The sequence below is a fragment of the Shewanella sp. MF05960 genome (assembly GCF_050849305.1).
Classification (GTDB): domain Bacteria; phylum Pseudomonadota; class Gammaproteobacteria; order Enterobacterales; family Shewanellaceae; genus Shewanella.
This window is the reverse complement of the sequence record NZ_JBOZPS010000001.1, coordinates 54,076-79,180: the sequence shown is the minus strand read 5'-3', so window position 1 is coordinate 79,180 and position 25,105 is coordinate 54,076. Positions and strand designations below refer to the sequence as shown.

The 25,105-nt window shown below is 40.3% G+C and carries 18 protein-coding genes and 1 pseudogene; 14 read left to right on the top strand and 5 right to left on the bottom strand.

Features of this window, described 5'->3' with window-relative positions; genetic code table 11:
* Positions 1–24 precede the first annotated feature (24 nt).
* Positions 25–369, top strand: coding sequence for a zinc ribbon domain-containing protein YjdM (locus ACROAE_RS00350; RefSeq protein ID WP_432398940.1), 345 nt, complete (start codon positions 25–27; stop codon positions 367–369).
* A gap of 743 nt (positions 370–1,112) precedes the next feature.
* Here the strand turns inward: ACROAE_RS00350 and ACROAE_RS00345 are convergent.
* Positions 1,113–3,029, bottom strand: coding sequence for an ATP-binding protein (locus ACROAE_RS00345; protein ID WP_432398939.1), 1,917 nt, complete (start codon positions 3,027–3,029; stop codon positions 1,113–1,115).
* Between the two features lie 2,034 nt (positions 3,030–5,063).
* Between ACROAE_RS00345 and hsdR the strand changes: the two genes are divergently transcribed.
* The 13 genes and pseudogenes from hsdR to ACROAE_RS00280 all read left to right on the top strand — a co-directional run bounded on the left by hsdR (position 5,064) and on the right by ACROAE_RS00280 (position 21,121).
* Positions 5,064–7,532 (top strand): EcoAI/FtnUII family type I restriction enzme subunit R, encoded by a 2,469-nt coding sequence (gene hsdR / locus ACROAE_RS00340; protein WP_432398938.1) that lies wholly within the window; start codon positions 5,064–5,066, stop codon positions 7,530–7,532.
* An 88-nt stretch (positions 7,533–7,620) separates the two neighbouring features.
* A complete protein-coding gene (locus ACROAE_RS00335) occupies positions 7,621–9,105 on the top strand; it encodes an N-6 DNA methylase (protein ID WP_432398937.1) in 1,485 nt (494 codons plus the stop codon).
* Positions 9,105–10,976 (top strand): restriction endonuclease subunit S, encoded by a 1,872-nt coding sequence (locus ACROAE_RS00330; RefSeq protein WP_432398936.1) that lies wholly within the window; start codon positions 9,105–9,107, stop codon positions 10,974–10,976. Before ACROAE_RS00335 ends, ACROAE_RS00330 begins: the two co-directional genes overlap by 1 nt.
* Positions 10,977–11,008: 32 nt before the next feature.
* Positions 11,009–12,775 carry a hypothetical protein gene (locus ACROAE_RS00325; RefSeq protein ID WP_432398935.1) on the top strand — a complete coding sequence of 589 codons (1,767 nt, stop codon included), beginning with the start codon at positions 11,009–11,011 and terminating at the stop codon, positions 12,773–12,775.
* Positions 12,775–13,473 (top strand): OmpA family protein, encoded by a 699-nt coding sequence (locus ACROAE_RS00320; protein ID WP_432398934.1) that lies wholly within the window; start codon positions 12,775–12,777, stop codon positions 13,471–13,473. Before ACROAE_RS00325 ends, ACROAE_RS00320 begins: the two co-directional genes overlap by 1 nt.
* Positions 13,473–14,621 (top strand): HNH endonuclease, encoded by a 1,149-nt coding sequence (locus ACROAE_RS00315; RefSeq protein ID WP_432398933.1) that lies wholly within the window; start codon positions 13,473–13,475, stop codon positions 14,619–14,621. Before ACROAE_RS00320 ends, ACROAE_RS00315 begins: the two co-directional genes overlap by 1 nt.
* Positions 14,622–14,916: 295 nt before the next feature.
* Positions 14,917–15,936 (top strand): ankyrin repeat domain-containing protein, encoded by a 1,020-nt coding sequence (locus tag ACROAE_RS00310; RefSeq protein WP_432398932.1) that lies wholly within the window; start codon positions 14,917–14,919, stop codon positions 15,934–15,936.
* Entirely contained in the window at positions 15,929–17,041 is a 1,113-nt protein-coding gene (locus tag ACROAE_RS00305) for a radical SAM protein (RefSeq protein ID WP_432398931.1), read from the top strand. The genes ACROAE_RS00310 and ACROAE_RS00305 overlap by 8 nt, the downstream gene beginning before the upstream one ends.
* On the top strand, positions 17,041–18,219 hold the full coding sequence (locus ACROAE_RS00300; protein WP_432398930.1) for an AAA family ATPase: 1,179 nt from the start codon (positions 17,041–17,043) through the stop codon (positions 18,217–18,219). Before ACROAE_RS00305 ends, ACROAE_RS00300 begins: the two co-directional genes overlap by 1 nt.
* Positions 18,220–18,807, top strand: coding sequence for a uracil phosphoribosyltransferase (locus ACROAE_RS00295; RefSeq protein ID WP_432398929.1), 588 nt, complete (start codon positions 18,220–18,222; stop codon positions 18,805–18,807).
* A gap of 148 nt (positions 18,808–18,955) precedes the next feature.
* Positions 18,956–19,081: pseudogene (locus ACROAE_RS00290) on the top strand (type I restriction enzyme endonuclease domain-containing protein); the annotation flags it as partial.
* Between the two features lie 76 nt (positions 19,082–19,157).
* Positions 19,158–19,892 carry an endonuclease NucS domain-containing protein gene (locus tag ACROAE_RS00285; RefSeq protein WP_432398928.1) on the top strand — a complete coding sequence of 245 codons (735 nt, stop codon included), beginning with the start codon at positions 19,158–19,160 and terminating at the stop codon, positions 19,890–19,892.
* 215 nt (positions 19,893–20,107) lie between these two features.
* Positions 20,108–21,121 carry a hypothetical protein gene (locus ACROAE_RS00280; protein ID WP_432398927.1) on the top strand — a complete coding sequence of 338 codons (1,014 nt, stop codon included), beginning with the start codon at positions 20,108–20,110 and terminating at the stop codon, positions 21,119–21,121.
* Between the two features lie 734 nt (positions 21,122–21,855).
* Here ACROAE_RS00280 and ACROAE_RS00275 read toward each other — a convergent pair.
* The 4 genes from ACROAE_RS00275 to ACROAE_RS00260 all read right to left on the bottom strand — a co-directional run bounded on the left by ACROAE_RS00275 (position 21,856) and on the right by ACROAE_RS00260 (position 25,072).
* Complete coding sequence (locus tag ACROAE_RS00275; RefSeq protein ID WP_432398926.1) at positions 21,856–22,434, bottom strand: YagK/YfjJ domain-containing protein; 579 nt, start codon at positions 22,432–22,434, stop codon at positions 21,856–21,858.
* Positions 22,435–22,726: 292 nt separating this feature from the next.
* Positions 22,727–22,909 carry a helix-turn-helix transcriptional regulator gene (locus tag ACROAE_RS00270; protein WP_432384611.1) on the bottom strand — a complete coding sequence of 61 codons (183 nt, stop codon included), beginning with the start codon at positions 22,907–22,909 and terminating at the stop codon, positions 22,727–22,729.
* Between the two features lie 187 nt (positions 22,910–23,096).
* Positions 23,097–23,771, bottom strand: a complete 675-nt coding sequence (locus ACROAE_RS00265) for a hypothetical protein (RefSeq protein WP_432398925.1) — start codon at positions 23,769–23,771, stop codon at positions 23,097–23,099.
* 53 nt (positions 23,772–23,824) lie between these two features.
* Positions 23,825–25,072, bottom strand: a complete 1,248-nt coding sequence (locus ACROAE_RS00260) for an integrase domain-containing protein (protein WP_432398924.1) — start codon at positions 25,070–25,072, stop codon at positions 23,825–23,827.
* Between the last annotated feature and the right edge of the window lie 33 nt (positions 25,073–25,105).

Genomic DNA, 25,105 nt, shown 5'->3' with positions numbered 1-25,105 from the left:
AGCTAAAAATAGAGAGTGAAGTATATGAGTGATGTCATCCCGCCATGCCCAAAGTGTGAATCTCCTTACGCTTATTCAGACGGTACATTATTAATTTGCCCAGAATGCGCCAATGAGTGGAACCCAAATGAAGAAGTGGTTGATCCAGACGCAATCATTTTAAAAGACGCCGTGGGTAACCTATTGGCAGAAGGCGACAAAGTCACCTTAATCAAAGATCTTAAAGTAAAAGGTTCATCACTTGTGCTTAAAGTCGGTACTAAAGCAGTGATCAACCGCTTTTCAACAGGCGACCACGACATCGATTGTAAAGTCGACGGTAACGGCCAAATGATGCTGAAATCGCAGTTTGTAAAAAAACAAAACTAATTGATTGAGCCAGCCACTTTAGGTTACCCACGAGTGAGCTCAACCCTGATGTATAAAAATCCCTGCTGATAGCAATATCAACGGGGATTTTTTATGGACGCCAGTTCAAGTCCCGCCGCCAAACGTCGTGGCGCTTCGCCCACACCAGAGCAAAGGGGTAAAGCGCTTGTACCCCTTTGCAAACCCTCAGCGTTCCGGCAACATTTTCGCTTTTTAACCAAACAACGGCAGCGAAAAAATTGCGACGGAAAATTATCGAGCTTTTGACTTCGTTTGAGTGTTCTTCGGCCTTATTCGAAAATGCTAACGCTTCAGATGGGGCGTCCCTTCCCCTCCAAAGCTAGCTGGCCGTCCATGGCCAGCTCACGTCATTTTCTTCAACGGCCTCAATTTCTGAGTTGAATTTAGGCATTTGAAAGCCATTGTTAACTCGTTTTTGGGCTGAGATACGTTTAAGGAATAAGTTTGAACTGTTTTTATAAAAGTTTAACCTGACCACTAAATTAAGTAGTTAGATGATTGTGATAAAAGCGCTATTAAAACATGAGTTAATTACTTTGTGTGACCAAGGGGTAGAGATTTGAACCCTCCCCCTAATTCTAAGACGCCTGTATTCGCGGGTTGTACGAGTATTGGATTAGTTAATTGTTACACCAAACTGTTACTTTTATCATCAGAAGAATGTTCAGCCTCAAATGTTAAAGCTTAATCATAGTTATTGAGCCATAGTCTCTTGTTCGCTGTTATTTCTGCACCAACGAAAGTACATTTTCAAAAACACTAGGGATAAAACGTCCATTTGTGAGGTTTACCATTGATTTACTTACTATGGAATACTTTAGCTCACCTTCTTTTCCTGTTTTTGAAAATTCATTCAGAGCGCCATATTTTTCTTTGATTAGCTTTTCCAATGGATGCCCTTTCATTTTCAAATATCGAGAATCAGTAAGTAACGTTTTCCCTGATACATAAGAAAGCTCCTCCTCTTTATTGTTGTCTTCACCCAGCACCTTATAAATAAAACGATTTACAGACTCTTGTAGTAGTTTGTCATTATTTAGCCAATCTGACCAATGAACTTCAACACCACAAATTTGGGCCATAGTAAAAACATCAGGTTTATTAGTATGAAGCAATAGAAGTATGCATATAGGATCAAGGGTAATATTTTCAATAGAGTACGAAAAATTTTGAGCTAAAACCGAAACGTGCTTGGAAGGTTTATTTTTCAAATCCCAGTCTATTATTCCTCTTACTGTTTTATTATCCCCCTGTTCTAATGCCTTTACTTGACCAACGACTTGTACACAATTTCCAACACCGTTTATTGATTTTATGAATTCATTCAGTAGATTTTCATCATGAATTTTTAAAATCTGTTTAACCTTATCCTTCAACTGCTGTTCTGGCATTTTAGGGCCTGAACTTACAAAGTTAAGTGAAATTTTAGGATCTAAGCATTTTGAACTATGTAATAGTTTTGCATAGATAGATTGATATACATCAGCATCATATTGGCTTTCGACAAAAACCTGCCTTCGGTTCTCTGGATTAATTGATATTTGAGTGACACCGTCTAATAGCTCCGCAACTCCCTCATCTTTAGTAACTGGAGAAATTGAGTTTTCACTAACAATATATGTACTATTTTCTGGTGACAAGGCGACAGTTGTTGGGGAGTGTGTAGTAATAAATATTCGTGATTTAAAACTTTCAGAAAATTCAGTTAGAACTCTGTACATTTTAACTACCATCTGAGGGTGTAAAAATGCATCTGGCTCATCTAGCAGTAGCAATTTAGGGGCTTGCACGGCAGTGTGATCATAATATTGGCTGTTAAATAATGTTAGAGCCAACCAAAGTAAGGTTTTTTCACCTGATGATAAAGCATCGACCGCGACAGGAAGGCCGCTACCTTGTTGTATTAGAGTGGCGTTATACGAATAACTTTGTGACAGAGTATCGGGTTCAGAGAATTTAAACTTATTATCAAAAGTTGACTCGATAATTTTATTTATGATTTTCCATGGCTCATCGCCGAATCTGTTTAAAAATGATTCTTCGCTAAGATATGAAACATCCTCTCCCTCTTGTTCGGCACAATATTTATTAAATTTATTAAGTTTTTTCCGTTGAATGTATCGATTACATATACTCGATATATTTTGAGAGCCTAGAACACTATGAATATGGTCTTCGAAATGCACTTTAATTTCATCATGTGTTAATTCACTTGGTCGCTTATTTAAATATTGACTAATTGAACTACATAATCTAAAAAGTGATTCATAAGGTAATGAATCTTCTTGCATCCTTCCATAATTTCTAGCATTTTCATGAGATAAAGGTGAGTCGAATTGATTCTTAATTCGATCAAACATTTGGAGTGATGACGTTATTTTCGTCTGAAACTGGCCGTCATTATATGCACCACCAAAATTAGGAGTTAGTTGGGCTTGACCTACAAGCATAATTTCTTGATTTGTAATCCTAACGCCTGCTAAATCAACTACTGACATTTGATTTTTGATGCTTTCTAGAAGGCGTGTCTTACCACATCCGTTTCGACCTGTGAGTACTACCATGTTACCGTTATGAATAAATGGTTCAGACAATATGAATCCATTATGTATTGTTTGACCCGATACATTAATAGGCACGCTAATCTCCCTGAGATTCAAAGCTTATTGAACGGCTCACCCGATAAAGTCGGCTGTTCAAGTTATTGATTTATATCATCCTACATTCTCTATGTCTTTGATGTAAAGTGATAAAACACTCTCAACATACCAAAATAAATCGAGGTTGCACGATAATGTCGTTTAAAAAACAAGCGATGATGTTTATTTACAATATTATCAATCAATTATACTTTTCGACATAAATCTACATTGCAACTTTAGACCTACCTAATGAGTTGTTTGATTTTAATTAAGCTAAATCTATTTATACCTGCATATAAAATCAGTTCATTCGGTCAAGCACAATCTAGTCATTAAATAATGGTTTATATAGAAAAGCACATCAATACTTCTAGTAAATATTTCTCAATAAATAAAGTCAGCATGTATGTTTCTGAGAGTACAGTTTTAGTAACGTAGTTTTGCTGTTTTTAGCAGTAAATGAATACATCTAGATCGTAATAATGAAATAGCACACGCTGAATACACTGGAGATTACTTGGCAATGGACAGCTTACTCATTAAAGAGTATCAAGTTTTGGGGCAAAAACGAGTTTCATGCTTTGCTTGTAATTGGTTGATTCAACTCTGGACTTGAGGACGTTGAAGAAAATGACGTAAGCTGGCCATGGACGGCCAGCTAGCTTTAGAGGGGAAGGGACGCCCCATCTGAAGCGTTAGCATTTTCATTCTTTACTATAAAGAGGTGGCCGAAGCAGTTTACAAACGCCGCCAAAAGCTGGATTCAACCACGTCGCGAAATTATCGCTTTTCAGATAATTTTGATGTGGCGGCTGGGAGTTCCAAGAGGGAACAGCCGTTGGTTTCCTTTTGGTCTGGTGTGGGCGAAGCGCCACGACGTTAGTGGCCGCAGGCCATGAGTACAAAAGTACAAAAGTACAAAAGTACAAAAGTACAAAGCAAACACCTGGATCCCGGCTCAAAAGCATCACCGGGAAGACGAGTAAAATTACAGGTGCAAGCGCGGCTGTGCCCTTCGAAAACATGGATGTTTTCGCAGAGCGCCCATGGATGGGTTTACAGCTTGTCACAGAAGCGATTGCACTAAGGTCACTCTTTCACATCCATGTGATTGTGACATTTGTATTTCCTATACATCACCTGCGGCAGGCTATAAGTACCAATGAAGTGTTGGTACCGAATATACTCATTTGATTCAAATACCCATCTAGCCACAATAATAAAGCAGAAATCTGGGCTAGCAGACAAACAAAAAGGGCTTAGCATTGCTGCTAAGCCCTTCTATAAATTGGTGGGGCGGCGTCATCTGAATTGTTTTCGCAATTCATTGTTTATAATTGATTATATTTAAGCTGGCTGTTGTCAGTGTTACTTATGGTGTTACTAAAAGTAATTTTCACGCCTATAGCGCAAGTTATCTCTAGTTGAATTATTTATAAAATAAGCTCCGACCATATCCGCGCTAATCCAGCGTAAACCAGCACTGTTTTTTTGTGAATCGAGTTCATCACAATTTTAAGCTTGCTCGAAGCTTATCGTAAACCAAAAATTCAGTTAACTAACTCTGGGTGTCATAAACAATGACTGCTCACTGAGCTTTCACTGAGCATTCACTGAGCATTCACTGAGCATTCACTGAGCATTCACTGAATCATCAGTGAGCAATCAATGTATGCTCATTACTACATCGACCGGTTAGTCTTGAGTGCTCAGTGATAAAATTATCTTGTCATTAATAGAGCTTGGTTTTTACTTACTAGGCTTCAAAGGAGCTTCAAAGGAGCTTCAAAGGAGCTTCAAAGGGGCTTCAAAGGGGCTTCAAAGGGGCTTCAAAGGGGCTTCAAAGGGGCTTCAAAGGGGCTTCAACCTTACATTCAAATGAATTTATCTAAACACTAACTCATCTGTATAAATCATATGGATAATTTTTTACTCTAATTCTATGTAATAACAACTCTTTATGGCACAATCTTAGCGCGACTAGTAAGTCCAAAGCTGTTTGTTATCTTCTAAGAAGGACCTTGATGAGCAATGAGCATTAACAAAACAAAGCTTACCGAAACCGATATCATTACTAAATTTATCATGCCAGCCATTAAAGACGCTGGATGGGATGATATGTCGCAAATTCGCCAGGAAGTAAAATTGCGCGACGGTAAAGTTATTGTGCGTGGTCAAATGGGCGTGCGTAAAACGGTTAAGTCTGCTGACATCGTGCTTTACCATAAACCTAGTATGCCGCTTGCGGTGATCGAAGCTAAAGCCAATAAACACGAAGTGGGTAAAGGCATGCAGCAGGGGCTAGATTATGCCCGTTTACTTGAAGTTCCTTTTATTTTTGCCTCCAATGGCGATGGCTTTATCTTCCATGATAAAACCAAGCTCGGGACTAGCGAAGCGCACCAACTCGAAACAGAAATCCGCTTAGTAGACTTTCCATCACCACAAGAATTATGGGCTAAGTACTGCGTGTGGAAAGGTTATACCCAAACCCAGTTACCGATTATCAATCAAGAATATCATGATGATGGCACGGGTAAGCACCCTCGTTATTATCAACTGCAAGCCATTAATAAAACCATTGAAGCTATTTCATCCGGTAAAGACCGCGTGTTACTTGTCATGGCGACCGGTACGGGTAAAACTTACACTGCATTCCAAATCATCTGGCGTTTATGGAAGTCTCGCGCTAAAAAACGCATCTTATTTTTAGCTGACCGCAATATTTTAGTAGACCAAACACGCATCAATGACTTTCAGCCCTTTGGCACTTCAATGACCAAAATCACTGGGCGCACGGTTGATCCAGCATTTGAAATTCATTTAGCCTTATACCAAGCATTAACCGGCCCTGAAGAAAGCCAAAAAGCCTTTAAGCAAGTCGACCCAGACTTCTTTGACTTAATCATTATTGACGAATGTCACCGTGGTAGTGCCGCAGATGACAGCGCCTGGCGAGAAATTTTAGAATATTTCAGCAGCGCTGCTCAAGTTGGTTTAACCGCCACCCCAAAAGAAACCGATGAAGTATCAAACTCCGACTACTTTGGCGATCCTGTTTATACCTACTCACTTAAAGAAGGCATTGAAGACGGCTTTTTAGCACCTTACAAAGTGGTGCGGGTAGATATTGATGTCGATTTACAAGGCTGGCGCCCCACAAAAGGCCAAATCGATAACAATGGTGAAGTGATAGAAGATAGGATTTACAACCAAAAAGATTTTGACCGTACCATGGTGATTGACGAGCGCACCCAATTAGTGGCCGAAACCATTACCAACTACCTAAAACGCACCGATCCAATGGCAAAGACGATTGTGTTTTGTAACGACATCGACCACGCCGAACGTATGCGCCGCGCCCTTGCCAATCTCAGCCCAGAGCAAATGGCCAAAAATGAAAAATACGTGATGAAAATCACCGGCGATGATGAGCTTGGTAAAGCGCAGCTGGACAACTTTATTAACCCTAAAAAAGCCTATCCCGTGATTGCCACCACCTCAGAGCTTATGACCACAGGCGTTGATGCTAAAACTTGTAAGTTAGTGGTGCTGGACCAAAACATTCAGTCCATGACCAAATTTAAACAGATTATTGGTCGTGGCACCCGCATTGACGACCGGTACGGCAAGCTGTGGTTCACCATTCTCGACTTTAAAAAGGCCACCGAGTTATTTGCCGACGAACGCTTTGACGGTACACCAGAAAAAATCATTAAAGTGACGCCTGAAGATATCGTAGATGAAAACGTTGATATCGACTCTGTTGACGAGGATCTAACTGGTAATAACGGTGCTGCAGACAATCAAGGTGACTACCAAGATGATGAATCTGATGCAACTCAAAATGACACCATAAATGAACCTCAAGGCGATGGTAGCTTTGAAGAAGGCGAATGGGACGAAGGCGAAACCCGTAAAATCAACAAGTACCGCGTGTCGGGTGTTACTGTTAGCAAAGTGGCTGAACGAGTGCAGTATTACGACAGCGACGGTAAATTAGTTACCGAATCTTTTAAAGATTACACCCGTAAAACCATGGCGAAACAGTTTAGCTCACTCGATGAATTTGTTAAGCGCTGGAATGAGTCTGACCGCAAACAAGCGGTGATTGATGAACTGGCATTAGAAGGCATTATTTGGTCGGCGTTAGAGGAAGAAGTGGGTAAAGAAATGGACCCTTTCGATATGATTTGTCATGTGGTGTACGACCAACCGCCATTAACCCGCAAAGATCGCGCAAACAATGTGCAAAAGCGCAATTACTTCACCAAATATTCCGACACTGCACAAGCCGTACTGCAAAATTTACTGGTAAAATATGCTGATGTCGGCGTGCAAGAAATTGAAAACATGCAAGTGCTTAAAGTCGCGCCATTTACCGAATACGGCAATTTGAGTGAAATCGTTAAAAAAGGCTTTGGCGGCAAACAAGAATACGAACAAGCAATTAAAGAGCTTGAAGATCAAATTTACCAAATTAACCAGCAAAGCGCTTAGTTACCAAGGCGCTTATCGCTTATCAATACAATAGGTTACAGCCAAGGCTTTCATATTATTATCGCTGTAAAAAATAAAAGAGAATACTATGTCTATCAGTTCAGCCATTAAATCAATCCAAGATATTATGCGTAAAGATGCCGGTGTCGACGGCGACGCCCAGCGATTAGGGCAAATGTCTTGGTTACTGTTTTTAAAAGTGTTTGATGCCCAAGAACAAGAGTTAGAGCTTGAACTAGACGATTACCGTGAGCCAATCCCTGAAGAATTTTTATGGCGCAATTGGGCGACAGACAATCAAGGCATTACTGGCGACGAACTACTTGAGTTTGTTAACGACGAGCTATTCCCTAAGCTTAAAAACCACACCGCACCTATTGATAAAAACCCCCGCGGCTATGTGGTAAAAGAAGCCTTTTCTGATGCCTTTAACTACATGAAAAACGGCACGCTATTGCGTCAGGTGATCAACAAGCTCAACGAAATTGATTTTACCGACTCTAACGAGCGCCACTTGTTTGGTGATTTATACGAGCAAATATTAAAAGACTTACAAAGTGCCGGTAACGCTGGCGAGTTTTATACCCCTCGCGCCATTACAAAATTTATCGTGGCGGTAACTAACCCACAGCTTGGTGAATCCATTATGGATCCCGCCTGCGGCACCGGCGGCTTTTTAGCTTGCGCTTTTGACCACGTTAAAACTAACTATGTGAAAACCAGCGACGACCACCAAACCCTGCAACAGCAAATTTTTGGGGTGGAAAAAAAGCAGCTGCCGCATTTACTCTGTACCACTAACATGATGCTCCATGGCATTGAAGTGCCCGTGCAAATTAAACACGGCAACACCCTAAACAAACCGCTTTCAAGTTGGGACGAGCAAGTTGACGTTATCATTACCAATCCGCCATTTGGCGGCACTGAAGAAGACGGTATCGAAAAAAACTTCCCGAGCGAATTCCAAACCCGCGAAACCGCCGACTTATTTTTACAGCTCATTATTGAAGTATTGGCAAAGAATGGTAGAGCAGCGGTAGTGTTGCCAGACGGCACCTTGTTTGGTGAAGGTGTTAAAACAAAAATCAAAAAAATGTTAATGGACGAATGTAATCTACACACCATAGTGCGTTTACCTAATGGCGTGTTTAATCCGTACACCGGCATTAAAACCAATATTTTGTTCTTCACCAAAGGCACGCCAACTAAAGATGTGTGGTTTTACGAGCATCCATACCCAGCAGGGGTAAAAAACTACAATAAAACCAAACCAATGAAGTTTGAAGAGTTCGAGACAGAACTTGCATGGTGGGGCAATGATGCCGACGGTTTTGCATCGCGTGTTGAAAACGAGCAAGCCTGGAAAGTGTCGATTGAAGATATTATTGCACGTAACTATAACCTCGACATTAAAAACCCCCATGTGGGCGAAGTCATTAGCCATGACCCACAAACGTTACTAAGCGATTACGCCAAACAACAAGCGGATATTCAAGCACTACGCGACCAACTAAAAGGTATTTTGTCAGCCGCGTTAGCGTCACCTTCAACATCAGACGGTGAGGGCAAATAATGGCTGATTTATCAACACCTACAAACGACGGTCAATCTGAGCAAACAGCAGAAAGCTTAATCACCCAGCACATTGATATTTGGACGACCGCCATTGAGCAAAAGTCCTCAGCAGGGCGCGGCACATCGAACAAGTTTTCGCTCTATGGCATTAAAAAACTGCGTGAACTGATTTTAGAACTTGCCGTGCGCGGTAAATTAGTGCCACAAGATGCGAATGATGAGCCAGCTTCTGTATTACTTGAGCGTATTGCCGCTGAAAAAGCCCAATTGGTCAAAGACAAGAAGATTAAAAAGCCGAAAGCCTTGCCTGAGATTGGCGAGGATGAAAAGCCGTTTGAATTGACGCTTGGATGGCAATGTGTTCGGTTAGGTAGTATTGGTAATATTTTTAATGGAAACAGTGTTAATGCTCGATTGAAGGAAGATAAGTATACTGGTTTAAGTGAAGGATTACCTTTTATTGCAACTAAAGATGTTGGTTATGGATTTGAAACACTGGACTACAAAAATGGAGTGTTAATTCCATTTGATGAACCTAAATTTAAAGTAGCTCAGAAAAACTCAGTATTAATATGTGCCGAAGGTGGTAGTGCAGGCAAAAAATGTGGTATTGCACTTCAAGATATTTGTTTTGGAAATAAATTATTTGCTATTGAGCTCTATGGGGATATTGAACCAAAATTTGTTTTATCAACCTACTTAACACCTTCATTCTTCCAGCAATTTAGCGAGTCAATGACCGGTATTATTGGAGGTATATCTGCAGCGAAATTCAGTGAAATGCTTATAGCTTTACCTCCACTCGAAGAACAACACCGTATCGTCGCTAAAGTAGAAGAGTTGATGAGCTTGTGTGATGCCCTAGAAACACAAACCGAAGCAAGTATTTCGGCCCACCAAACCTTAGTTGAAACACTACTGAATGCATTGTTACTGCCTAACACTTCTCAGGCAGCAGATAGCCAATCAGCCAGCCTTGAGCCTTCTTTTGCTGACAGCCTTGAGCATTCACTTAATGAGAGTTTTATAGAAAGCTGGCAACGTGTCGCCGAACACTTCGACACGCTATTCACCACAGAAGCCAGCATCGACACCCTAAAACAAACCATCCTCCAACTCGCCGTTATGGGTAAGCTGGTGCCACAAGATGAAAACGACGAACCCGCCGCCAAGCTACTAGAGCGCATCGCTGCCGAAAAAACTCAGCTGATTAAAGACGGTAAAATCAAAAAACAGAAACCACTGCCCGCCATCACAGACGAAGAAAAGCCGTTTGAACTGCCGGAAGGGTGGGAATGGGAAAAATGCCAAGATATCTGTCACAAAATTACCGATGGTGAACATGCTACACCCGAACGAACGGATTCTGGACATTATTTATTATCTGCAAGAAATGTCACGAATGAAGGTATTGTTTTGAATGATGTTGATTTTGTGCCCACTCATGAATTTAATAGGATAAGAAATAGATGCGATCCAAATATTGGTGACATTTTAATATCATGCTCAGGAAGTGTCGGTCGTGTTGCATTAGTTGATAGAGATGATGCTTACTCAATGGTCAGAAGTGCAGCAATGATTCGCCCTTGTAATAATAACTTAAGCCCTTTATTTCTGGCACTCATGTTAAGAAGTCCTTATTTGCAGAGGCAAATGAAAGCTCGTTCTAAACAGTCTGCACAGGCTAACCTCTTTCTTGGAGCTATTGCCAACCTTGTTGCGATAATCCCTCCACTCGAAGAGCAACACCGCATTGTCGCTAAAGTCGATGAACTAATGGCACTCTGCGACCACCTAAAAGCTCGTTTAAGTGCCGCACAAACAACTCAACTACACCTGACCGACGCCATCGTCGAACAGGCTATTTAACATTAAACCTTAACTTATAAAGAAAGAAGTATATGGACATATTAGAAAGTTTATTGCGCAGTTTAGATACACAATCAGTAAGTAGTGCCATTTTAGTATTGATGGTTATAGTGTGTGCATTAGGGTTATTTTTTACCAAACAAGCAAAGCAAGTTGAATTCGTCAATTATGTGCCGACCTTATTAACGACTATGGGGATTTTTGGTACGTTTTTAGGCATTGTTTTAGGCTTGTTAGATTTTAATCAGCTTGATATTGAAGCCAGTATTCCGCCTCTACTTGAAGGATTAAAAACCGCATTTATTACCAGTTTGGCGGGTATTTTACTCTCGTTGGTATTCAAAACATTATCGACATTTTCTTTCTTAAAACCGAAACAGGTTGAAGAGAGTGTTTCGCTGGCAACACCTGAAGCAATTCTTGGAGCTATGCAAGCTCAAGTTGCAGAGACGCGTATTTTAAAGGATGCGATTGTTGGCAACGAAGAGTCTACTTTGTTTGGCCAGTTAAAAATTCTTCGTGGTGACATTAATGATAATGCCAAAATCTCAGTAAAAAATGCCCAAGAGCAAGTAACCAAGCAACAAGAGGATTTTGATGCATTCTCTGAAAAACTGTGGCTAAAACTGCAAGACTTTGCCGATACGTTATCTAAATCTGCCACAGAGCAAGTTATAGAAGCCCTAAAGCAAGTGATTACGGACTTTAATAATAATTTAACTGAGCAGTTTGGCGATAACTTTAAGCAACTAAATGAAGCAGTAATTAAGCTTGTTGAATGGCAAGAAAACTACAAATTACAACTTGAGCAAATGCAGCAGCAATATGCCCAGGGTGTTGAGTCCATTTCTGCAACAGAGTCATCGGTTGCGCACATTAGTGAGCAAAGCAAAATCATTCCGGAATCTATGCATGAGTTAAAAGGCGTCATGGAAGTGAATCAACATCAGCTTGCTGAGCTTGAACGTCATTTAGAAGCCTTTAAATTAATGCGTGATGAAGCGGTTAAAGCAGTACCAGAAATTAGAGCCCAGGTGCAAAGCACCGTAGAAGATATATCTGCAGCAGTGACTACGGCCAGTGATCATTACAAGTCACTTCTATCTGAGTCAGATGATTATATTAAAGCGCATGTTAAAACATCAAATGAGCTTCTAGAAAAATTTGCTAGCGAAACGGAAAAAGGCATTAACAGTGTTGGTGAACGCCTAATTGAAAGTTCAACTAAGATAGGAAAGGACATTGAATTAGCGGGTAATGAATTTACAGACAAAACCGCACTTTCCAATGAGAGCTTAAAAACAAGTGCTGATTACCTGAAATCACAGACGGAAATTATCAAGGAACATTTGCAAGATACTGTGACAGATTTAAATAACAACATGCGTGACATGATTGAGAAGTTAGTCGCTGATGCTAAAGACATGAACTCAACAATGAAAGAAGCCAATAAAAACTTGGTTACAGACACTGAGAATGTCCGTGACACAGTAGTTAAATCCGCAGAAAAATTACAGCAAAGACTTAATGAAGTAATTGATGACGCTGCAACACAACAGATTAACCAAGCTAAACGCACATTCGATGCCATGGAGGAGCAGGTTAAACAACAAGTTGGTTTGGCAGGTGAGGCCGTTGATTCACAACTTAAACTGATTGATACCGCTATGCAGCAAGAAATCAATCGTGTGATGAATGAGATGGGTCAAGCTTTAGCTCAAGTCAGCGGCAAATTTGTTGAAGATTATGTGAAATTGACTCAAGCAATGAATGAAGTTGTTAATCAGCGAGTAGCCTAATGGATAAGATATTTGGCACTAACCACAGTGCACAGGACAGTGGCGAACATTGGTTGACTGTGTCCGATTTAATGGCTGGTTTGATGATGGTTTTCTTGTTCATTGCTATCGTTTTTATGATGATAACGCAAAAAGAAAACGACAAAATCAAAGATGTGGCTGTTGCTTATCAAGAAAACCAAGTGGCAATTTATCAAGCCTTGGAAGATGAGTTTAAAAACGATCTTGATAAGTGGGGAGCGACTATAGACAAGGAAACATTAGCCTTCAATTTTCAATCACCAGATGTATTGTTTGCTAATAATGAAACGCGTTTAAGTGATGCATATAAAGAGATCTTGAATGATTTTTTCCCTCGTTATATTAGGGTACTTGCACCATATAGAGATTCATTAGATGAAATTCGAATTGAAGGGCATACGTCAAGTTTAGGGATACGTGGTTCATCAGATGCAGAAGCTTATTTCTATAATATGCAATTATCGCAAGGCCGCACTCGTTCAGTATTAGAGTATGGCTATTCGTTGATGCCAGATGATGCCGAATGGATTAAAGCGAACATTGCGGCAGTTGGTTTTTCATCATCACGGTTAATTTTAATCGATGGTGTTGAAGATGAAGCAATGTCTCGCAGAGTCTCGTTTAGGGCGATTACCAACGCTGATATTCAAATTAAACGGATATTAGAGGCTCAATAATGAAACTAACCGTTGATTTAAGTGCATTGCATCGAGCGGTTGCCCCACTAGGAAATGTTGTCACTCATTTTAATATTAGTAGCCGTTCAACTGAACTTGAGAGTATTGGAAGCCATTTAACGAAAGGATTAATTCTCGGTAAAGATATCCAACTAGACCAAATTGATGGCTCCGATGGGATTCTGAATTATGACGGTCATCAGGTCATGCTTTATATTCCAGATCAGGGTAATAATATTCAAAATGTTTTGAGTAATGGCAAAGAGAAGTGGGCCAAAAGAGTTCACGTTGCAGAATGCAAAACAATTATTGGTATGAGAGAGAGGGGAAGGTTTAATGACCGTTACGATGTGATAAATCGTATCGATGGATTTTTCCCTGTATTTGGTATCGAATATCATAGTCAACAAGAAATAAATGGTGACGCAGAGTTAGCGGTCTGCCAAAACTGTTTAACTCTTATCAATCATAATAATTTTCCTTCGTTATCTTGGGGAGATAAGACTGTATTTATACAAAACTTTTCATATTCTAAGTTTTTTGAATCATATAGCTCTTATTTTAAGGCATTGCCAAAATCTACAGCGGGTTTTCAATCAGCAGGTTATACAGCTGATTGGCCATCAATTTCATCTAAAATTAGGCTTGAACTTGATTATACCTGCGAACAATGCGGCGTTAATTTAATTAACGAATCTAAGCTTTTACATGTACATCATATTAACGGAAACAAGGCTAATAATAATCGTGATAACTTACGAGGTCTTTGTGCTGATTGTCATAAAAAACAACCTCATCATGGGCATTTATACGTAAGTAATGAAGATATTTTAAAAATAAATCAATTACGCCGTGAACAGCATAAATTTGATGTATTTGATTACAACAATCTACTTAAGTGTGCAGATACAGCATTAGATGGTTTACTGCAAAAGTGTCAGTCAATGAGATTACCTGGGGCAGAGTTAGGTGTCGTTATCAATGATAAAAGTAATATGATTGCTATCGATTTATGCTGGCCTAGACGTAAGGTTGCGGTGTTAATCAACATGTCTAATGCTAAAGCTTTGAGATCACATGGTTGGAATGTGTTTACTGCATTTGAAGCATTAAACGATTTTGAAGTATTTCAGGCGCAAGTTCGATAAGAAATTTAGTGTATTTTTACAAGGTCTGTAAATGTTAAATTCAGAACAAATTCATAAGCTTTTAATTAAGTTAACAGGTTCTCATGATGAAAGTAGCCACCCTTCATATGCATATGAACACTATAATGATCAAGTTTTTCTGGAGAAGTTTTAAGCCGCTTTTTTAACTCATTATATTTTTGATGTGGCGTCTTATAACCTTTTATTTTTTGGTATAAGTACAATGTGATAAGTTTTACCCGGTAATCCACCAATTCAACACGGACGTCTTGGATCAATAAGACTAAGGATAGTTATGGAAAGTAACAAAACCCAATCATTGCTGTTTGATACCAATGTATTGCTGATCAACCCGGATTTACTCAATCAATTTTCTCGACGGGTTATTTTGCCGCAGAAGATCCTCGATGAGCTCGATTATCGCAAGACCAAGGCCGAGCATCAGGAAAAAGCCCAGCTGTGCCTGCATCATATTGAGAAGCATCGCCTGAAGGCTGTCAGCACACAGCAAAGATCGGGTTCAAGCCGGGGAAATAATGATGACATCATTCTGACCCAAGCCTTGTCCCACACCAAAGCCGGCAATATCCAATTAATCAGCAACGACGTCGGCATGCGCAATCGCGCTCAGGCCAAAGATATTGCCGCACTATCGCTAGATAGGTTTTTGCAGCAAAGTGGCGAAGCCGACAGCGCAGTAACGCCCGCACGCCAGGCCTTGTTTGAGTTGTTGCTACGGGGAGATTTTGTCAGCCTCCACCAGCAGCTAGCATCTCAATCGGAGGCTCACTTTAATTTCTATCTCAGCACTGGCCTGACTCCCTTGATGACCTGCATCCAACAGAAGAAGCTTGATGCGATTGATTTTTTGCTGTCGCTGCCCTCGACGGAGCTTGACTTGATTGATAAGGCGAAGTTAAAAATTACCGCCTTCTGTCATGCAGCCCAGCGCCGTCAGCTCAATACCATGGACAAGCTGCTACACGCGGGGGCCAACCCCTATATCACTTCTAAGGGCAATAACCGAGGGAACTCAGCCATTCTCATTGCCGCCTGGGATGGTGCCTTGAATGTGATCCAGTTTATTCACGGCCACACCGATATCCGCTTTAGCCTGAATCAGGCTGACAACAATGGTTTCACCCCACTGATCAAGGCTAGTATCAAGGGCAATGACTCCATTGTCAGCTACCTGCTTGAACAGGGGGTCGATATCGATATCCGCGACAGAAACGATAAATCGGCGCTGGATTACGCCAAAGAAAAAGGACATCAAAAGACAGTGACGTTATTACAAGGAAAGATACATGGTTGAGTTGTACCCACCAAAAGCCGCGCCGGTCCAAATTCCGGTAAGGCAATATTTACTTCCCGTAGAGCAAGTCGAGAGAATTTGTATCTCAGTCAATACCATATGCAACCTAGGCTGTGATTACTGCTATTTTTTCCACCCCGAAAATCGAGTCGAGAAAGAAAAGCCATTAAGCGCCGATGAGATTTTTGTCATCCTGAAAAATGCGTTGGAATACCACAGGCATTATAGATTCGACAAAAAGGTTAAGATTAACTTCGTCGGCAGTGGCGAGCCGTTAATTCATTGGCGTAACATACGCGATGGCGTACAGCTGCTTGTAGAAGCCTATCCCAACCAGGAGTCGCTCAAGTTCTACACAGTGACTAACGCTACCCTAGTAACCGAACAGATTGCCGAGGATATGCTGGCATTAAACATAGTGCCTAGCGTGTCCATCGATGGCCCTAGAGCCATCCATGACAAGCACAGACTGGATCACAATGGTAAGGGGTCATTCGATGCCGCTATGCTGGGTATTGAAATACTCAAGCGCAGAGGCTTTGATGTCGCGATTAATACCACGCTGACCATGGACTTACTCAACCAGTTGGATGAGTATGTAGAATTTATCAAGCTACAAGAATTTACCAAGGTTATCTTCGACCGCCTGGTTGATACCCCTGAACACGTAGAAGCCCTGAGCTATGCCCAGTACTATCAATTTTTGCAGGATATTAAGGCAAAGTTTGACCTTGCAGGGTTAACTCGAGTTGAAATCGGTAACTTGGAGGCTTACCGCCGCAATTTTGCCGGTAAGCCAGATAAAGTCTGCACCATGTTCGGCGGCAGTTGTGGGGCTGGTAGCAACTTTGTCATCTATATGGGCCGCGAAGTCTATCCTTGTGGCCGCATGTTTGGTCAATCCAAATGGCTATTGGGGTCAATCAATGATCCCATTGATAGCTTCCCCAAGAAAATGGCAAAGCACTGGCCAGAGCGGCAAGACTGCAAGACCTGCCAAGTCGCCTCAGATTGCGTCAGAGACTGCCTGCTCGAATACCACACCAAAGACTACTCCTGTGATCCAAGGAAGGATTTCCTCACCACTATGAAAGGTGTCTTATAGTGATCAGTAAAACACTAAGAATAGGCATCTATGGTGTGTCAGGTGTGGGTAAAACCACCCTTGCCCAGGCATTGAGCCGATATGAAAACGTGGTCAGTTGTTACGATGGCTCAAGCATCATAGCTCAAGTTGCCGCTGGTGGACTGGACGAGTTCAAACAGGCTAACAGCAAGCAGAAGCAAGCATATAGAGAAGCAGCGATCACCGAGTTACAAGGGCTGCATTCTCAACATAGAAAACATACCGTGGTGAGTGGCCATTACAGTTTCATTCAAGCGGGTGGCTATAACATTGCCTGGACTCAGGCCGATGCCAAATTTTACGATGTAATATTTTTCTTGCATAAGCCTAGTGATGATATCAAGGCTCAACTCCAAAACGATGCGCATCGACACGCAAGGTTCACTGAGGCAGAACTAGCTCAATGGCAGGACGTGGAACGCCAAGGTTTAGCCGAGTGTTGTTCGGCTGGCAATATCAGATTTGTCGAACTCGATGGTCGCCTGCCACAAGCGGTATTGACCAAGACGATGATCCAACACATTTCAGAGCAGGTGTTACAGCGCTTTGCAGCGGAAATCGTTGCGCATCAAAAATCTGTGGCCTTGTTTGACTGTGATGGCACCCTGAATCACTGCGACATTTATGATTTCTCGCCGGAGGAGTCTTTATCTGCCCGTGTAACTGAGCTATTCAAGCGATATGAGAGCTACTGCTTCGATGCATTTTTTGATGTGTCTCAGTATCTGGATAGCCATCAACGCAGTCAGTTGATGCAGACTACTTTCAACGCTGCACGACAAGACTTATCCATACATCCAAAAGCCATTGATGTCATTAAAGCCCTGAAAGCTCAGGGCACCTTGATAGTGTTTGTCTCTTGTGGCTTCCCCGCTTTGTGGCAGGCTCAGTGTCAATTAGCCGACTATGTGATCGGCGGTGCTAGTTTCGGCTTATGTGGATGCATAGTGACCAATGAGAGCAAGACCCAACTAGCCGACATCATCAAGCAACACAGTCTCCCTCTTAGTGCCTTTGGTAATGGCCGAGTGGATTTGGGCATGTTGCTGCACAGCGATCAGGCCACCTACATTTTTAAAGACCAAGCAAACCCCAAGCATTTATCTATTTTAGCGGGTCATGAAGACCTAAATGTTGTCAAATTGGAGGACTTCTAAATGCTAAAAATACTGTCTGAGAATAATCATTACTTGCAAGAACTAAATACCCAGTCGCGTTCAATCGAGGTGAGGGGGAATCGACTCGCCAGTATTCATCAGCAAATTGGCCAGATACTCGGGGTCGAGTTTATTAACTCGCTACCTAGGACGACCAAGGAGGTGACCAACGCGCAAGGCAAATTAGGTACTTCCGAAGTAACTGATTTTTCAGGCATCACCATCATCTGTTTGCTCAGAGCCGGACTCTATGTCAGCCAAGGTGTGCGCTCACTGTTGGGTGACAATCCACATCAATACATCTTATCCAATAGTGCCGATGACATAGCTATAAATGCCATTGAGGATCAGCATGTCGTTATTGTCGATTCCGTCATAAACTCTGGAAAAACATTAGCTAAGTACCTTGAAAAGGTTAGTGAAGCCAAAAGCTCCATGGTAATTTCATTGGTGATGCAAGAGGGTTTTGTGCCTCAGATTGAGCGCCATTACCCCAAAACTCAATTCGTAGTCAGCAGAGTGTCACAAAACTACTACGTTGGTCGTGGCACCAATGACACCGGAAACAGGCTATTCGGCACATTTTAAATAGATCATGTAATGAATATTGCGGAAAAACAACAGGGGCAATTTTGCCTCGTCTGGTTTAAATATTTGGATTATGACATTGCGCCAGAAGGCCTAGCACCAGAGCTGGATGATTATATTAGAGTCATTTTACATGAGTGCTTTGTGCGCTAAGTTGCGCAATCTGGCGCGCCTTGCATTGCGCAAATGGAAATACCCACCAGACAGAGCTGATGAGGCCATTGAGTTATGCCTAAAGCAAGCAGAAGCACTAAGCCAAAGCTTGAGTAGCTAATGACATAGATGAAGGTGATGGCATATTGTTATTAAGTCTTAAGCTTCTATTAAAAGTGGTTTTCAAGGAGGGAATAATGAAATCTGAACAATATCGATCTTGGCTAAAGTTACAAGGGTATGCCGATAATACTATTACAGCTCAAATGCATCGTGCTGGGCGCGTTGAAAGTCATTACGGGGATCTTGATGACCTACATGCAAAAGATGGCTTAAACCCTCTAATTGGTGAACTGACATACACGCAAGCGGATAGACAAAACAATAGACCTAACCCGACAAGGATCCCTTTTGATGGTGTGCCTTACAATAATTTAGCCTCATATCGTGATGCCATAAGGCGGTATAAAAGGTTCAAAGAAGAAGGCTTTGTTGAGGTAGACCAATCCTTTGAGTTTGAACCGGTTGACGATGCTATTGTTGAAGATTTAAAGCCTCTTCATAGCATTAGTCTTGAAAAAGATATGCAAGCCGCTTTGCGACTGAATATCGAACAACTTGAACCTGGGCTTTGTATTATTGATGATGGCAAAGAACGTTCTGTTGACTCTGGTTTTATTGATATTACGGCTCGGGATGCCCAAAATAGAACCGTTGTGATTGAACTTAAAACTGGCGTTGCTGGGCAAAGGGCTATTGCTCAAATCCTAAGTTATATGGGGGATGTGTTGATTGCTGAAGATAGCGTTGATACCCGAGGTATATTGGTTGCTGGTGACTTTGATGATAAAGCCATCGCCGCATCAAGAGTGGTACCTAACCTGACACTTAAAAAGTATAAAGTTGAATTTAGTTTTGAAACAGCAGAATAGACATTTTTAATATTCTGCGTTGTTCATTCGATAAGGCATTGAGATTAAATTACCCATTTTGAACATTGATAAATCTTCACTAAGATGAGTAATTATTTATTGAGATTTAAAAGTTTATTTAATGAAATAAAGTTGTAATTAAAGCATTTTAGTGAATAATTTTAAGATTTTATAAGTAAGCTATAGCTTAAATTTAATGGAAGAGGCCAAGTAATATGGAAATGATGCAGGAAGTTGTCTTTGATACTATCCCAACGTTTGATGAAGTTAACTCTATTGTTGAAGGCAACCCCAATGCTTTCATTAACTTAGCGAATGTTTCTCCTGGTTTTTATTTATGCGAAATAGAATACCTAAGTGTATTTAGTCATAATATCAATGGGTTAAATATACTTTTTGATTGTGATGACGAATCTGAGCTTGAACTTATTTGGACATTTCACAATCTCGCTTATTTGCGAATTGAATTTCAACATCAATCTGTGCAATTTGAGAATTATTTTTTATCTTGGCTCATTAACGAGAATGAACTTCAAGCGTTATCTCTTGAAACAAATCCAGACATATACGGTGATGGAATATCTTTACTTGCCACTTACTTGGGTAACTCGAATAAAAAACGTCCAGTTTCTCTCTTCATAAACAATGAGCATGATAATCATTTGATAGATTTTAATTGTTATCCGATGTTGCGTGTTTTTGAGGCAAAAAATTCTCGCAAAGCTAAAGGTCGACGTTTAGGCAACAGAAATTATAAAGTTGAACTTAGTGCTAAAGGTTTGCAGCAACAGTTGATGAAAGGAAAAACACTCAAAAAAATTGATCCTTTAGAGCTTCAGTTTGTTGGTTTTTTTGATATAAAAGATGATGATTGGGAGCTTAAGGCACAGAGCTTTAGTTTCAATGCATATAAAGAAATTATCTTCATGTTACAAGGTGTGGATGAGTCTGGTGAGTTTTCATGTGAAGGCCGTTGTAATTGGAATGATGCTGAAAATGGATTCTACTTTGCTTCAAAAATACCAATTAAATATAATGACTATACTCATGATGATAACTTCTGCAGTATAAAGTTAACAAGTGTTTTTATTAGCTCAAATGGTGAATGCTTAGTAACCGGTGAATGGTTGCAAAATGGCTATAGCTGGAAAATTAGTGCGGCATTAGAAAATAAAAAGAAGGTAGCAAGAGGATTAGAATTGGAAAAAGAAATAAGTCTCCAATTATGACCAGCCTAATAAAAGGCTAGAAACCAAGCAGTGTGCAGCTTGTATTTAGATTAATGTATGTTGCCATTGCTTTTTAAAAGTGAATTAATACTGTAAAGCCTTAGTTAAAGCCTTAGTTAAAGCCTTAGTTAAAGCCTTAGTTAAAGCCTTAGTTAAAGCCTTAGTTAAAGCCTTAGTTAAAGCCTTAGTTAAAGCCTTAGTTAAAGCCTTAGTTAAAGCCTTAGTTAAAGCATATCTATAAAACAGGAAGTTTACAGGGGCTCGTTAGTCCCTAATAGTTGCCTATTAAATAAAGGCTTGAAGAAAATATGATTAGATTTTTACTTGTTTTGATTCCTACTTTTGTTGTCGTGATGTTTTTTAATCAACTTGGTTACGGCTCTTGTTTCAAGGCATATTGCATATCTGCGGCATTCCCAAAAGTTACTATTCTAAGTTTATGCATATCAGGCTTTATATATTGGATTACTAAAAATGAGAATACTTAAAACACTTCCAGCTATCTTACTGATAGGGCTGTCTGGTTGTGGTTGCTACGAGACTGAGCAAATGGCCTGGGATGCCTGTAATTCAAAATATTATGGGAAATGTCGATTCTTAGGGCCTGACTATAAGGTTTGCAAAAATACCGATATAGAAAAAGGTCATTTAAATAATTGCGATGAAAATTCGGGTGAGTGTGATCCTGATTATGATTTGTGATCAACTAGCTCTCAATCTCTAAACCTGGATGCTCATCGTATTAAACTCTTTGGGTTTGGCGAAATTCGACTTGAACCATAGCTCTTTGTTTGTGGTGGCTTATCTGCTTTCGTTCTCGTTTTAGCTAAATAGCTTATTCGCCAGATGACTTTTTGCTGTACTGCCTCATCATCACGATGGCTCAGATAGAAACAGTTTTCAGGGCGCCAATATGCTCCACTCATATCGGTCCAAATAGCTTCACATAATGACGATATATTGGTGGAGTAATTAACCATCCTACCATCAACAAATAGCACGCAGTGGTAATGTTGTGCCTGAGATCTATCTTTTTCTCGAACCCAAAAGTAAGCCAATCTTTTAAGTTTATATTTTGCTTTTAATTGTTTAGATAACCTTCTGAAAAACTGTGTCATTCGCTGATTCGAATCTGTATATGAAGCTTGTCTTAAATCGAATCTGAGGACAAATGCTCGAGCATAATAAGTATGAAGGTTAAAGAATTGGTCAAGCATGGTTTTTAACATAGGCGTATAACAGCCAGATGTAGTGCTGTTGATTCTCCAGAAGCTTTCTTGATGCTGATAGTATTTTGATTTAGTGACGTACATATGCTGTACCGACTAAAAAAGTAAAGCAGGTAAGAAAGGTAGAGAATAAGATATTATCAATATCCCCCATAAACACCATTTGCTTTGCTGCACGAAGTAAGCGCCGCGTAAGGCTTTTAACAATATGTGTTTTAAAAAAGTAGGGGTAAAAAACCTATAGCTGTTGTACGAAATCATCTGAAATATTCCATTAACTTGTACCACGATACGGTAATGTCACGCAGATACAGTGCATAACATCGATATAATTGCTATGGAAAGCCGGCACCATGATTATGGTGCCGATATTGATTTAGGCGTCACGAGCGGCGATGCGTTCGCTTATCCAATCTTGAATTTCGTGGTCGAGCCAGCCAACTGCTCTCTGCCCTAAAATGATAGGTTTTGGGAATTGTTTTTTAGCTATGTAGTCGTAAACGGTTGATCTAGCTAAACCTGTTAAACGCATTACTTCTTTCAATCTTAGTACTTTCATGGTGTTCCCCGTACATGTTAAGTTTTGTTTGGACGGGGCTTAGATTAAAAGTTAAATTCTTAATAAAATAGCTAGCACTACCCATATAAGATCTTTGATTTACAAATATTCTATTAATTACAAAAGCTTATATTTTTGTTGGAATTAAGTGTGCTTAAATGGTGATCCCTTTTTAGAAATGGATCACCTAATTATTTTCTATGCCATTGCCTTTTTTATTCCAGTTGCTTACCTTTGCTATCCTATCTAGTGTTGCTTTGCTTAATTTTGGCGATATTTTTTCAATTTGAGTCGAAATTAGTTTTAGGTAACTTTTACTTCCTTCGTTATTTCGGATAAGAAGTGAAGCTTGATACCATGCATTAATTGCAATTTTTAGCTCTTCTGCTTGATGCTGATGTTCACCTTTGAGTAACAATGCTAATTCAGACATTAAGTCATTATGAGGTTCAAATGACTGGAGTTCAGAAGTAGGGGTAGGGGAATCACTAAACAGAAATGAAGGCCTTAGATTATGCTTTAAACACCAATTTTTGATTTCATCTAGTCCAATTTTAGTATTTTTAGTATCTATAGGAAATGGTGGAAATTGCTCCAAAGGGTCGTCTGAAATTGTGTGTATGACACTTCGATTACTTACAAAGTTATCGATAGGTTCGAATAAAAAAACAGAATCATTCTTTGTCCTAAGTTGAAGATCTTCTACATGGTCACATAAAATTTCAAGATATTGTTTAGCTTCTTCCCATCCACTCCAATTCCCACTTTCTGCCCTGTGTACTGAACCTATATCGTAAAATGACATATCGGCTAAATTTAATGCTATTTCATCTAATGAAAAAAATAATTTGGTAAGCGCCACAATCTAAACTCCCTGTAGTAATATTGTTTATACAATTAATCAAAATTTTATCGCTATTCTCCTACGACTTTTAAGTGTTTTAAGTTATTAGCCAAACTAAAATTACCGCTTGATGCATTCATTATGTACTCACTCCACCAATTCATCATCACTCTACGGCGTTCTAAGTAGTCCGTTCTGTTGTAAGCGCTACGTATCTGATTTTTATCTATATGTGCTAACGCTGTTTCGATAAGGTCAGCATCAAACCCTTGCTCATTGAGTGTTGTACTTGCTAACGAACGAAGGCCATGTGCGGTGGTGCGGCCCTTTAACCCCATTCGATTTAATGCAGCGTTTGCTGTTTGTACATTGCAATGTGTTTTAGGGTTTCTCTCAGCAGGAAAAATATACTCTCTGTGACCGCTGAAATGCTTAATTGCTTCAAGTAGCGCAATAGTTTGGTCTGTAAGGGGGATAACATGATCACGGCGCATTTTCATTTTATCTGCCGGAATCAACCATAACCGGTCATCAAAATTAATTTCATCCCATCGTGCTGCTGCGGCTTCATTCGGCCGAGTCATGGTATGCAATTGCCATTCAATTAAAAAGCGGGTGACTTTTTTAATACTGGCGTTCGCAATAGTCAGCATTAACTCAGGTAATTCATTTGGTTTTAGTGCAGCAAGGTGTTCTTTGCGTGGTTTTTTAAATACTGATTTAATGCCTGATAAAGGGTTTGCATGAATAAGGCCCGTATTGACGGCGTATATCATGACTTCGTTTATGCGTTGGCTTAATCGCTTAACAGTTTCGAGATTACCTTTTGCTTCAACAGGCCTTAATACTTTAATAACCATCGGCGCAGTGATATGGCTGATCGGAGTTTTAGCTAAAGCAGGGAGTAAGTGTAGCTTGAAAGAGCGCCATGTTGAATCAGCATGGTCCAGAGTTATGGATTCTTTCTTAGCTTCAAACCATTGCAGAGCGACTATCTCAAAAGTATGTTCAGTGAGTGCCGCTTTTGCAGCTAGCTCATCAGCTTTATGTTGTTTGGGGTCAGCATCTAACGCGATGAGCGTTCTAGCTTCTTGTGCAAGTTTACGTGCATCAGCAAGAGAAATATCAGGATATGAGCCAAAACTTAGGTTTTGTCTTTTCTTGGTAATTGGATTGACGTAATTGAGAAGCCAAAGCTTAGAACCGTTAGGCTTTACCCTTAACTGCAACCCCGCACCGTCTGCCAGGTTATATTCTTTGTCTTTTGCTTTAGCATTTTTGATTTCTGTATCAGAAAGGGGCTTTGCAAGTCTTGCCATAGTAACACCATCCTTAGTAACACTGACCTGAGT

Coding starts and splice junctions, on each gene's coding strand:
- ACROAE_RS00310 (WP_432398932.1), top strand. CDS start 14,917: ATGGAAAGTAACAAAACCCAATCATTGCTGTTTGATACCAATGTATTG.
- ACROAE_RS00260 (WP_432398924.1), bottom strand. CDS start 25,072: ATGGCAAGACTTGCAAAGCCCCTTTCTGATACAGAAATCAAAAATGCT.
- ACROAE_RS00295 (WP_432398929.1), top strand. CDS start 18,220: ATGCTAAAAATACTGTCTGAGAATAATCATTACTTGCAAGAACTAAAT.
- ACROAE_RS00335 (WP_432398937.1), top strand. CDS start 7,621: ATGTCTATCAGTTCAGCCATTAAATCAATCCAAGATATTATGCGTAAA.
- ACROAE_RS00330 (WP_432398936.1), top strand. CDS start 9,105: ATGGCTGATTTATCAACACCTACAAACGACGGTCAATCTGAGCAAACA.
- ACROAE_RS00305 (WP_432398931.1), top strand. CDS start 15,929: ATGGTTGAGTTGTACCCACCAAAAGCCGCGCCGGTCCAAATTCCGGTA.
- ACROAE_RS00325 (WP_432398935.1), top strand. CDS start 11,009: ATGGACATATTAGAAAGTTTATTGCGCAGTTTAGATACACAATCAGTA.
- ACROAE_RS00280 (WP_432398927.1), top strand. CDS start 20,108: ATGGAAATGATGCAGGAAGTTGTCTTTGATACTATCCCAACGTTTGAT.
- ACROAE_RS00320 (WP_432398934.1), top strand. CDS start 12,775: ATGGATAAGATATTTGGCACTAACCACAGTGCACAGGACAGTGGCGAA.
- ACROAE_RS00270 (WP_432384611.1), bottom strand. CDS start 22,909: ATGAAAGTACTAAGATTGAAAGAAGTAATGCGTTTAACAGGTTTAGCT.
- ACROAE_RS00350 (WP_432398940.1), top strand. CDS start 25: ATGAGTGATGTCATCCCGCCATGCCCAAAGTGTGAATCTCCTTACGCT.
- ACROAE_RS00315 (WP_432398933.1), top strand. CDS start 13,473: ATGAAACTAACCGTTGATTTAAGTGCATTGCATCGAGCGGTTGCCCCA.
- ACROAE_RS00285 (WP_432398928.1), top strand. CDS start 19,158: ATGAAATCTGAACAATATCGATCTTGGCTAAAGTTACAAGGGTATGCC.
- hsdR (WP_432398938.1), top strand. CDS start 5,064: ATGAGCATTAACAAAACAAAGCTTACCGAAACCGATATCATTACTAAA.
- ACROAE_RS00275 (WP_432398926.1), bottom strand. CDS start 22,434: ATGTACGTCACTAAATCAAAATACTATCAGCATCAAGAAAGCTTCTGG.